Origin of the sequence: Pseudomonas machongensis, from assembly GCF_034961125.1 — a bacterium.
GTDB lineage: Bacteria > Pseudomonadota > Gammaproteobacteria > Pseudomonadales > Pseudomonadaceae > Aquipseudomonas > Aquipseudomonas machongensis.
This window is the reverse complement of record NZ_JAYFUI010000097.1, coordinates 38895-48737: the sequence shown is the minus strand read 5'-3', so window position 1 is coordinate 48737 and position 9843 is coordinate 38895. Positions and strand designations below refer to the sequence as shown.

At 66.7% G+C, this 9843-nt stretch carries 12 protein-coding genes and 1 pseudogene; 8 read left to right on the top strand and 5 right to left on the bottom strand.

Annotated features, from left to right (window positions below):
• The 3 genes and pseudogenes from VA602_RS10540 to nrdR all read right to left on the bottom strand — a co-directional run.
• Positions 1-338: pseudogene (locus VA602_RS10540) on the bottom strand (riboflavin synthase); the annotation flags it as partial.
• 42 nt (positions 339-380) lie between these two features.
• Positions 381-1511, bottom strand: a complete 1131-nt coding sequence (ribD, locus tag VA602_RS10535; RefSeq protein WP_323453181.1) for a bifunctional diaminohydroxyphosphoribosylaminopyrimidine deaminase/5-amino-6-(5-phosphoribosylamino)uracil reductase RibD — start codon at positions 1509-1511, stop codon at positions 381-383.
• Positions 1512-1513: 2 nt separating this feature from the next.
• Positions 1514-1978 (bottom strand): transcriptional regulator NrdR, encoded by a 465-nt coding sequence (gene nrdR, locus VA602_RS10530; RefSeq protein ID WP_054893595.1) that lies wholly within the window; start codon positions 1976-1978, stop codon positions 1514-1516.
• Between the two features lie 105 nt (positions 1979-2083).
• Here nrdR and VA602_RS10525 point away from each other — a divergent pair, with 105 nt between their 5' ends.
• The 3 genes from VA602_RS10525 to trxA are packed head-to-tail and all read left to right on the top strand — an operon-like array spanning position 2084 to position 4124.
• Positions 2084-2536, top strand: a complete 453-nt coding sequence (locus VA602_RS10525; RefSeq protein ID WP_063542517.1) for a YbaY family lipoprotein — start codon at positions 2084-2086, stop codon at positions 2534-2536.
• Between the two features lies 1 nt (position 2537).
• Positions 2538-3197: a class I SAM-dependent methyltransferase gene (locus tag VA602_RS10520; RefSeq protein WP_054893593.1), complete on the top strand. Its 660-nt coding sequence runs from the start codon at positions 2538-2540 to the stop codon at positions 3195-3197.
• Between the two features lie 39 nt (positions 3198-3236).
• Positions 3237-4124: a thioredoxin gene (gene trxA / locus VA602_RS10515; protein WP_054893592.1), complete on the top strand. Its 888-nt coding sequence runs from the start codon at positions 3237-3239 to the stop codon at positions 4122-4124.
• Between the two features lie 55 nt (positions 4125-4179).
• Here trxA and VA602_RS10510 read toward each other — a convergent pair whose 3' ends face one another.
• Positions 4180-4527, bottom strand: a complete 348-nt coding sequence (locus tag VA602_RS10510; protein WP_151926345.1) for a hypothetical protein — start codon at positions 4525-4527, stop codon at positions 4180-4182.
• Between the two features lie 133 nt (positions 4528-4660).
• Here VA602_RS10510 and VA602_RS10505 point away from each other — a divergent pair, with 133 nt between their 5' ends.
• From VA602_RS10505 to VA602_RS10485, 5 genes are all read left to right on the top strand, one after another.
• Positions 4661-5260, top strand: coding sequence for a DUF2796 domain-containing protein (locus tag VA602_RS10505; protein ID WP_323453180.1), 600 nt, complete (start codon positions 4661-4663; stop codon positions 5258-5260).
• Positions 5261-5971: an ATP-binding cassette domain-containing protein gene (locus tag VA602_RS10500; RefSeq protein ID WP_054893590.1), complete on the top strand. Its 711-nt coding sequence runs from the start codon at positions 5261-5263 to the stop codon at positions 5969-5971.
• Positions 5971-7236, top strand: a complete 1266-nt coding sequence (locus VA602_RS10495; RefSeq protein ID WP_054893589.1) for an ABC transporter permease — start codon at positions 5971-5973, stop codon at positions 7234-7236. Before VA602_RS10500 ends, VA602_RS10495 begins: the two co-directional genes overlap by 1 nt.
• 9 nt (positions 7237-7245) lie before the next feature.
• On the top strand, positions 7246-7812 hold the full coding sequence (locus VA602_RS10490) for a DUF3299 domain-containing protein (protein ID WP_054893588.1): 567 nt from the start codon (positions 7246-7248) through the stop codon (positions 7810-7812).
• Positions 7813-7922: 110 nt separating this feature from the next.
• Positions 7923-8606 carry an OmpW/AlkL family protein gene (locus VA602_RS10485; RefSeq protein WP_063542509.1) on the top strand — a complete coding sequence of 228 codons (684 nt, stop codon included), beginning with the start codon at positions 7923-7925 and terminating at the stop codon, positions 8604-8606.
• A 49-nt stretch (positions 8607-8655) separates the two neighbouring features.
• On the opposite strand, the gene VA602_RS10480 is transcribed toward VA602_RS10485, so the two are convergent.
• Positions 8656-9837: an MFS transporter gene (locus VA602_RS10480; RefSeq protein WP_323453179.1), complete on the bottom strand. Its 1182-nt coding sequence runs from the start codon at positions 9835-9837 to the stop codon at positions 8656-8658.
• Between the last annotated feature and the right edge of the window lie 6 nt (positions 9838-9843).

Sequence of the window (9843 nt, the reverse complement as noted above, 5' to 3'; positions counted from 1 at the left end):
CTGCGCGAGACGATTTCGCCGACACCGTCGACATGGCCGCTGACCAGGTGGCCGCCCAGGCGGGTGGTGGGGGTCAGGGCCTTTTCGAGATTGACGCGGCTGCCGCTCTTGAGCTCGACCATCGCGGTGCGCTTGAGGGTCTCGACGCTGACGTCGGCCCAGAAGCCATCGCCTGGCAGTTCCACGGCGGTCAGGCACACGCCGTTGACCGCGATACTGTCGCCGAGCTTGACGTCGCCCAGGTCGAGCTTGCCGGTTTCGACGTAGACGCGCACGTCACCGCCCTTGGGGGTCATGCTGCGAATGGTGCCGATGGATTCGATGATGCCGGTGAACATGGTGTTCTCCTCAGGTACGGGCTGCGCGAAGCAAGCCCGGCATTATACGCCGGGCGCGGGCAAGGGGATGGCCGTGACTCGCCAGTCATCGCCCACGGCGCGCATTTCGATGATCTTCAGCCGCGGCGCTTCGCTCATGTGCTCCAGCGGCCACTCCAGCAACGGGCGGGCCTTGGAGCCGAGGAACGTGCCGGCGACGAACAGCTGGTATTCGTCGATCAGGCGGTGGCGAGCGAAGGCGCCGACCAGACCGGCGCCCGCTTCGAGCAGGACCTCGCTGGCACCGCGCTCGGCCAGCAGGCGCAGCAGCGCAGGCAAGTCGACCTGGCCGTCGCTGCCGGGCAGCACCAGCAACTCGTGGCCGGCCGCGGCGTAGCACGGGTCCTGCGCGGCGGCGGTGACCACCAACGCCGGACCGGCCTGAAAGAACGGGGCGTCCAGCGGCAGGCGCAGACGGCCATCGATCAACACCCTCAGCGGCGGGCGCGACACGGCCAGCGCGGTCATTTCGTCGTCCAGGCCAAGCTCGGCGGCGCGCACGGTCATCCGCGCGTTGTCGGCCAGCACGCTCTGGGCGCTGGTCAGCACCACGCTGGAACGGGCGCGCAGGCGCTGTACCGCGGCGCGCGCAGCGGGGCCGGTAATCCACTGGCTCTCGCCGCTGGCCATGGCAGTGCGGCCATCCAGGCTCATCGCCAGCTTGGCACGAACGAATGGCAGCCCATGCTCCATGCGCTTGAGAAAGCCCGGGTTGAGCGCGCAGGCTTCGGCCTCGAGCACGCCACTGGCAACCTCGATACCGGCTTCGGCTAGCCGACACAGGCCACGCCCGGCCACCTGCGGGTTGGGGTCTTGCATCGCCGCCACAACCCGCGCCACACCTGCCTTGACCAGCGCCTCGGCGCACGGTGGCGTGCGGCCATGGTGGCTGCAGGGCTCGAGGGTGACGTAGGCGCAGGCGCCACGCGCACGCTCACCGGCCTGGCGCAGGGCATGCACTTCGGCATGCGGCTCGCCGGCACGCACGTGCCAGCCCTCGCCGACCACTTCGCCGTCGCGAACGATCACGCAGCCCACCCGCGGGTTGGGATGGGTGGTGTACAGGCCCTTGCGGGCCAGTTCCAGGGCACGGGCCATGTAATGGGCGTCAAGCAACGCGGTCTGGCTGGACATGCTTACTCTTTGGCTGGCTCACGGGCCAGGCGGTCGATTTCTTCACGGAATTCGTCGAGGTCCTGGAAGCGCCGATACACCGAAGCGAAGCGGATGTAGGCAACTTCGTCGAGCTTGCGCAGCTCGGACATCACCAGCTCACCGACCACCAGCGACTTCACTTCGCGCTCGCCGGTAGCCCGCAGGCGGCTCTTGATGTGCGCCAGCGCCGCTTCCAGGCGCTCGACGCCGACAGGGCGCTTCTCCAGCGCCCGCTGCATGCCGGCACGCAGTTTGTCTTCGTCGAAGGGCTGGCGCGTGCCGTCCTGCTTGATCAGCCGGGGCAAGACCAGTTCGGCGGTCTCGAAGGTGGTGAAGCGCTCGCCGCAGGCGACGCATTCGCGGCGGCGGCGGACCTGTTCGCCCTCGGCGACCAGTCGCGAATCGATGACCTTGGTGTCGTTGGCACCGCAAAAGGGACAGTGCATGGTGGCAGGCAACAAAAAAAGGGAGGGCCATGGTAGCGCATCCCACTGGCAAGACAAGCCAAAGGGGTTACCATCCAGAGAAATCTGCCTGTGAAGGATTACCCCATGCACCATCGAGCCCTCGTCGTCCTGTGCCTGGCCGGCCTGCTCGCCGCCTGCGGCAGCGACCGACCGAAGCCCGAACAGCCTGTGGCGCCCAGCGCGCCCAAGACGGTCAAGAAGAGCGACGAACCGGGCCCGCTGCCGGCCTACCAGCGCGAACTCAGCGGCACCCTGATGGAAATTCCCGCAGGCGCCGAAGTCGAGCTGGCACTGCTGGTGATCGACGAGCGCGGCCGCCCCCAACGCCTGCTGGCAAGCAGCGACCTGACCGGCACCGGCCAGGCCCTGCCCTATCACCTGCGTTTCAACCCCGAGGCCTTCCCTGCCGGCGCCCGGGTCGAGCTGCGCGGGCGCGCCAGCCGTTCCGGCCAACTGATCATGCACCTGCCGCCGCAGCGCATCGTCCAGGCCGAAACCCAGACCACCGGCCCACTGCGTTTCGAGAAGGCGCCATAACGTGACACCGCTACACCTGCAACAGGCCCTCAGCGGCCTGATTGGCGAAGCGCGCCTGGTCATCAGCGAATTGCCGGGCTGCGACCTCAAGCTGTGGCTGCTCGACGCCGAGAACATGGACCGGGCATTCAGCCCCGACGAGACCCGGCGCATCCTCGACGAGCCCCCCTACTGGAGCTTCTGCTGGGCCAGCGGCCTGGCCATGGCTCGCTACCTGGCCCAACACCCCGAATGGGTACGTGACAAGCGCGTGCTGGACTTCGGCGCAGGTTCGGGGATCGCCGGCATCGCCGCAGCCCGTGCCGGTGCGCGCGAGGTGGTCGCCTGCGACCTCGACCCGCTGGCCCTGGACGCATGCCGCGCCAACGCTGCACTCAACGGCGTGACGCTGGGCTACAGCGAGGATTTTTTCGCCGAAGCCGACCGCTTCGACCTGATCCTCGTCGCCGACGTGCTGTACGACCGCGCCAACCTGCCCTTGCTCGATGCCTTTCTCGGCCGGGGTCGCCAGGCACTGGTCGCCGACTCGCGGGTACGCGACTTCAGCCACCCGCTCTATCGCCAGCTCGGCGTGCTCGACGCCCTGACCCTGCCAGACCTGGCCGAGCCGCACGAATTCCGCCGGGTCAGCCTGTACCACGCCAGCCGCGAGCCTTTATAGTGGTGCCATTCCGAATGTGCGAAAGCTGCGAGAGTTGCGATGAGCCAAGCTTCTTCTAATACCGCCACGCCCTACATCTTCGACGCCACCGATGCCAACTTCCAGCAACTGGTGATCGAGAACTCCTTCCACAAGCCCGTGCTGGTGGACTTCTGGGCCGAGTGGTGCGCGCCCTGCAAGGCGCTGATGCCGCTGCTGGCGAAGATCGCCGAGGGCTACCAGGGCGAGCTGCTGCTGGCCAAGATCAACTGCGATGTCGAGCAGCAGGTGGTGGCCCAGTTCGGTATCCGCAGCCTGCCGACCGTAGTGCTGTTCAAGGATGGCCAGCCGGTCGACGGCTTTGCCGGTGCCCAGCCGGAGTCGGCGATCCGCGCCATGCTCGAGCCGCATGTGCAGATGCCTGCCCCCCCGACCGCCTCGCCGCTGGAGCAGGCCAAGGCGCTGTTCGCCGAGAGCCGTTTCAGCGAAGCCGAAGCGCTGCTGCAGGCGGTGCTCGGTGAAGACAACAGTAACGCCGAGGCGCTGATCTACTATGGCCGCTGCCTGGCCGAGCGCGGCGACCTGGACGCAGCGCAGCAGGTACTGGATGCGGTAAAAAGCGATGAGCACAAGGCCGCGCTGGCCGGTGCCAAGGCGCAACTGACCTTCCTGCGCCAGGCCGCCAGCCTGCCGGAGGCCGCCGAGCTCAAGAGCCGCCTGGCGCAGAACCCGCAGGATGACGAAGCGGCTTACCAGTTGTGCATCCAGCAACTGGCGCGCCAACAGTACGAAGCTGCGCTGGACGGGCTGCTCAAGCTGTTCCAGCGCAATCGCGCCTATGACAACGGCCTGCCGCAGAAAGCCATGCTGCAGGTGTTCGACCTGCTCGGCGGCGATCATCCGCTGGTGGGCGTGTACCGCCGCCGGTTGTCTTCCGCGATGTTCTGAGCCCCAAGCTGCCGCCACCTCCTGCAGGAGGTGGCATCCAGCCGCGCACCGCCCTCTAGCCTACCCAGCGATACACCGGCGCATCCGCACCGCTTTCCACCTTCACTTCACTGCTGTGGCGCAAACGCACCAGCAGCCGCTTGCCTGCCGCAACACTCCCGGCCAACCCTTCCAGCCGCTCCAGCAACTCTGGCCCACTGAGCGCTCCGGCCTGACGCAACACCTCGCGCGCCGCCGACCACTGGCTATCGTCCTGCCGCGCTGGCGCAGCACCAGGCGCGCTCGCCACCTCTGCCACCGCAGGCGCCTCTTCGAGCCTGCGCCCAAGCTGGGCCCACTCCGCCGGATCCAGTTCGATGGTCAGGTCCACCGGCCAGTCGCCGATCTGTCCTCGGATTCTCACGCTGCCTTCCTTCAATCGCGGATCGATGACGTGCATGCTCCCACGACATGAAACCTGCGCCAAGCGTCTGGCATCGACAAGAAAAGTTGTTATAACATTACCAAATCTTTCCCGTCCGCTTCCGGAGTCGTCCATGCGCCGCCTGCTCCTCGCCTTGCCCTTCGCCCTGCTGCCCCTGGCCGTTGCCCAGGCCCATGAAGAACACGACCACGATCATGCCCACGGCACCTTGCCTGCCCACGAGCACGGCGTCGCACGCCTGAACGTCGGCCTGGATGGCAATACCCTGGAGCTGGCACTGAAGAGCCCGGCAATGAACCTGGTCGGCTTCGAGCACATGCCCGGCAGCGATGCCGACAAGGCCAAGGTCGAGGCTGTGCGCAAGCAACTCGAACAGCCGCTCAAGCTGTTCGGCCTGGCCAGCGCGGCCGGTTGCAAGGAAGACCAGCAGGAGCTGGAAAGTCCGCTGTTCGGTGACGAGCCATCGGCCAAGGACGACGACGGTGACGACGATCACGACCACGACCACGACCACGCGCATGAACACCAGCACAGCGAGATCCACGCGCACTACCAGCTGACCTGCGCAGCTCCGGCCAAGCTGACCCAGATCGACCTGTCACCGCTGTACAAGGCGTACCCGCAAACCCAGAAGATCAATGTGCAGTTGGTCGGCCCGAACGGCCAGAAGGGCTTCGAAAGCACCCCGGCCAAGGCCGTGGTTGCGTTCTGAATGAGCCAGCCGCTGATCGAACTGCATGACCTGGTCTTCGCCTGGCCAGGTCAGCAGCCGTTGCTGAACATCCCCCAGTTCCGCCTGGAGGCCGGTGAGGCGCTGTTCCTCAAAGGCCCCAGCGGCAGCGGCAAGACCACCCTGCTCGGCCTGCTGGGCGGGGTCAACCTGCCCGACCAGGGCGAAGTGCGGCTGCTCGGGCAGAACCTGGCAGAGCTGGGCCAGGGCGCTCGCGACCGTTTCCGTGTCGACCACACCGGCTACATCTTCCAGCAGTTCAACCTGCTGCCGTTTCTCTCCGTGCAGGAAAACGTCGAGTTGCCCTGCCGCTTTTCGCGCAGCCGTGCCGAACGTGCGGCGCAGCGCCATGGCAGCATCCACCAGGCAGCGGCGCAGTTGCTCGCCCACCTGGGCCTGGGCGACCCCGATCTGCTCGCCCGGCGCGCCGACACCCTGTCGATCGGCCAGCAACAGCGGGTTGCCGCTGCGCGTGCACTGATCGGCCAACCGGAACTGGTGATCGCCGACGAGCCGACCTCCGCGCTCGACGCCGACACCCGCGAGGTGTTCATCCGCCTGCTGTTCGACGAATGCCGCGCCGCAGGCTCCAGCCTGCTGTTCGTCAGCCATGACCAGAGCCTGGCGCCCCTGTTCGACCGCGACCTGTCGTTGGCCGAGCTCAACCGCGCCGCCAAGCCTCGGGAGGCCTGATGTACCTGCTCCGTCTAGCCCTGGCCAGCCTGGCCAACCGCCGCTTCACTGCCTTCCTCACCGCCTTCGCCATCGCCTTGTCGGTGTGCCTGCTGCTGGCGGTGGAGCGCGTGCGTACCGAAGCCCGCGCCAGTTTCGCCAACACCATCAGCGGCACCGACCTGATCGTCGGGGCGCGCTCGGGGTCGGTCAACCTGCTGCTGTACTCGGTGTTCCGTATCGGCAACGCCACCAACAACATCCGCTGGGACAGCTTCGAGCATTACGCCAAGGACCCGCGGGTCAAGTGGGCGATCCCGATCTCCCTGGGCGACTCGCACCGCGGCTACCGGGTGATGGGCACCAACAGCGATTACTTCACCCACTACCAGTACGGCCGCCAGCAGCACCTGCAACTGAGCCAGGGCCGCCAGTTCGCCAACGACCCGTTCGAAGTGGTGCTTGGCGCCGAAGTGGCCGAAGCCCTGCACTACAAGCTCGGCGACAGCCTGGTGCTGGCCCACGGCATCGCCACCATCAGCCTGGTCAAGCACGACGACAAGCCCTTCACCGTGGTCGGCATTCTGCAGCGCACCGGCACCCCCGTGGACCGCACCCTGCACATCAGCCTGGCGGGGATGGAAGCCATCCACGTCGACTGGCAGAACGGCGTGCCAGCCCGCGGCGCCGCGCGCATCAGCGCCGACCAGGCGCGCACCATGGACCTTCAACCCACCGCCATCACGGCCTTCATGCTCGGCCTGAACAGCAAGATCGCCACCTTCAGCGTGCAGCGGGAGATCAACGAATTCCGCAGCGAGCCGCTGCTGGCGATCCTGCCGGGCGTGGCCCTGCAAGAGCTGTGGGGCATGATGGGCATCGCCGAGCAGGCGTTGTTCGTGGTGTCGCTGTTCGTGGTACTGACCGGTTTGATCGGCATGCTCACGGCGATTCTCACCAGCCTCAACGAACGGCGACGCGAAATGGCCATCCTGCGCTCGGTGGGTGCGCGCCCCTGGCATATCGCCGGGCTGCTGGTGCTCGAAGCGCTGGCGCTGTCGGTCAGCGGTATCGTCGCCGGGCTGGGATTGCTCTATGGGGGAATCGCCTTGGCCCAGGACGCGGTACAGTCCAACTACGGGCTGTTCCTGCCGCTGGCCTGGCCAAGCCCGCACGAATGGACGTTGCTGGCGATCATCCTCGGTGCGGCGCTGCTGATGGGCAGTGTTCCGGCCTGGCGTGCCTACCGGCAGTCGTTGGCCGATGGCCTGTCGATCCACCTCTGAGAGTTTGTCATGTCGATCCCTGTGGGAACGGGCTTGCCCGCGAAGAGAGCACTACAGATCCTCCTGCTGTTGCTGCTGGTGCTGATCATCCCGGCCTGGGCGGACGAGCCGCGCGAGCTGGACTGGCCGGCACTGATCCCCGAGGGCGCGCCAGTCATCCCCCCACAGCTCACCCCGCTGCATGACCTCTCGCAGATGGGCAACTCGCTGGGCGACGCGCTCGCGGCCGAGTCTGCCCCGGCAGCCCGCCAGCAGGCGCCCGACGCCCCCGTGGTGAAAGCGCTGGACGGGCAGCAGGTCAAACTGCCCGGCTACATCGTGCCGCTGGAAGTCAGCGAAGAAGGTCGCACCACCGAGTTTCTCCTGGTGCCCTACTACGGCGCCTGCATCCACGTGCCGCCGCCGCCGTCCAACCAGATCGTGCACATCTTCAGCGAGATGGGCGTGCGCGTCGAAGACCTGTACCAGCCCTACTGGATCGAGGGACGCATGCAGGTCAAGAACACCAGCAGCGAGCTGGCCGACGCCGGTTACCAGATGGAAGCCGAGAAAATCTACGCATATGAGCTGAAATGAGAACTGTGTCGCCCGTGTGAAGCCCGCTTCGTTGAGCTGAGTCAAACAATGTGTTTGGACGGCTCCTTACCATTGGACTACTCGATTACTTACGTCCTCTGGGAGCTTCCATGAACAAGACATTGCTCGGTGCCTCGCTCGTCGCGTTGGCGCTCGCAGCCCCCGTTGCCCACGCCCACCAGGCGGGTGACTTCATCATGCGTGCCGGCGCCATCACCACTGCGCCGAATGAAAGCAGCAGTGACCTCAAGCTCGACGGCGCCAAGGTCTCCGGCACCAAGGCCACCCTCGACAGCGACACCCAGCTGGGCCTGGCCTTCGCCTACATGCTCACCGACCACGTCGGCATCGAGCTGCTCGCTGCCACGCCGTTCAAGCACACCGTGGGCGTCAAGGGCCTGGGCGGCGGGCTCGACGGCAAGCTGGCCGACATCAAGCAACTGCCACCGACCCTCTCGCTGCAGTACTACCCGATGGAAGCCTCGTCGAAGTTCCAGCCCTATGCCGGTATCGGCATCAACTACACGCTGTTCTTCGATGAAGACCTCAGCAGCGCCCGCAAGCAGCAGGGCTTCAGTAACATGAAGCTGCAGGACTCCATCGGCCTGGCTGGCCAGCTGGGCATGGACTACATGCTGACCGACAACCTGCTGGTCAACGCCGCGGTCTGGTACGTCGACATCGACACCAAGGCCACCATCGACGGTCCGAGCGCCCTGGGCGTGGGCAAGACCAAGGTCAACGTCGATGTCGATCCGTGGGTCTACATGGTCGGTATCGGCTACAAGTTCTGACACGCAACGCACTCAGGCCCCGCCGTACAGCGGGGCCTCTGGCTGCCGCTCAGCCCTGGCGTTGCAGCCACCACCAATACCCCCACGCCAACGCGCTGACTCCAGCCCCAAGCCCACACACCGCGTCCCATCCCCACGCCCCGTAGACCCAGCTCGCCGTCACCGCCCCCGCCCCACTACCCACCGAATAGCAGCACATGTACGCGCCAATCAGACGACTGGCCATCTCGGCACGCCCGGCCAGCAGCAGGCTCTGGTTGGTCACATGCACTGCCTGCACGGCGAGGTCCAGCATCACCACACCGGCTACCAGCGCCAGCAGCGACTGCCCGACGAACAGGCTCGGCAGCCACGACAGTGTCAGCAGCCCCAGCGCCAGCCCTGTGGTGCGCTGCCCAAGGCCGCGATCGGCCAAACGCCCGGCACCCGATGCGGCAAGGGCTCCGGCGACACCGGCCAGGCCGAACAGGCCGATCTGGGTGTGGGTCAGTTGCAGCGCACTCAACGGCAGCACCATGCTGCTCCACAGCACGCTGAACGCGGCGAAGATCAGTAATGCGAACACACCCCGCTGGCGCAGCAGGCGATCATCGCGCAGCAGCACCGCCATGGAGCGCAACAACGCCCGGTAATGTTGGCGCTGCCCCAGAGGTCGTACAGCGGGCATACGCCAGCCGAGCAGCACGACCATCAGCAGCGCCAACCCGGCAGCAGCGAAATAAACCCCTCGCCAGCCAGCCAGATCAGCCACGACTCCCGCCACCAGCCGCGCCAGCAAAATCCCCAGCACGATGCCGCTGGTAACCGTTCCCACCGCCTGCCCCTGCTGCGCCGGTGTCGCCAGGGTGGCCGCCTGGGCGACCATCAGTTGCACCACCACGGCCATCAGCCCGACCATGCCCATGGCCGCCAACAGCGCCGCCCAATGCTGGGCCAGGCCGACCGCGACCAGCGCCAGTGCCGACAGCAGCAACTGCGCAAGGATCAAGCGCTTGCGGTCGAGCAGGTCCCCTAGCGGCACGATCAGCAGCAATCCTAGTGCGTAGCCTGCCTGGGTTGCGCCGACCACCCAGCCGACCTGACGACTCGGCACGCCCAGGCTCTGGGCCATGGACTCCAGCAGGGGCTGGGCGCAGTACACCGTGGCCACCGCCAGTGCGCAGGCTGCGGCCAGCAACAGGGTCAGGCCGCGAGTGAGTTGAAACGAAGAGGCATCGTGGGCGGATGACATGCAGAC

What these genes read in the sequence shown, in the direction of transcription:
- ribD (WP_323453181.1), bottom strand. Translation starts at nt 1,511, where the DNA reads ATGTCCAGCCAGACCGCGTTGCTTGACGCCCATTACATGGCCCGTGCC.
- nrdR (WP_054893595.1), bottom strand. Translation starts at nt 1,978, where the DNA reads ATGCACTGTCCCTTTTGCGGTGCCAACGACACCAAGGTCATCGATTCG.
- VA602_RS10525 (WP_063542517.1), top strand. Translation starts at nt 2,084, where the DNA reads ATGCACCATCGAGCCCTCGTCGTCCTGTGCCTGGCCGGCCTGCTCGCC.
- trxA (WP_054893592.1), top strand. Translation starts at nt 3,237, where the DNA reads ATGAGCCAAGCTTCTTCTAATACCGCCACGCCCTACATCTTCGACGCC.
- VA602_RS10505 (WP_323453180.1), top strand. Translation starts at nt 4,661, where the DNA reads ATGCGCCGCCTGCTCCTCGCCTTGCCCTTCGCCCTGCTGCCCCTGGCC.
- VA602_RS10500 (WP_054893590.1), top strand. Translation starts at nt 5,261, where the DNA reads ATGAGCCAGCCGCTGATCGAACTGCATGACCTGGTCTTCGCCTGGCCA.
- VA602_RS10495 (WP_054893589.1), top strand. Translation starts at nt 5,971, where the DNA reads ATGTACCTGCTCCGTCTAGCCCTGGCCAGCCTGGCCAACCGCCGCTTC.
- VA602_RS10490 (WP_054893588.1), top strand. Translation starts at nt 7,246, where the DNA reads ATGTCGATCCCTGTGGGAACGGGCTTGCCCGCGAAGAGAGCACTACAG.
- VA602_RS10485 (WP_063542509.1), top strand. Translation starts at nt 7,923, where the DNA reads ATGAACAAGACATTGCTCGGTGCCTCGCTCGTCGCGTTGGCGCTCGCA.
- VA602_RS10480 (WP_323453179.1), bottom strand. Translation starts at nt 9,837, where the DNA reads ATGTCATCCGCCCACGATGCCTCTTCGTTTCAACTCACTCGCGGCCTG.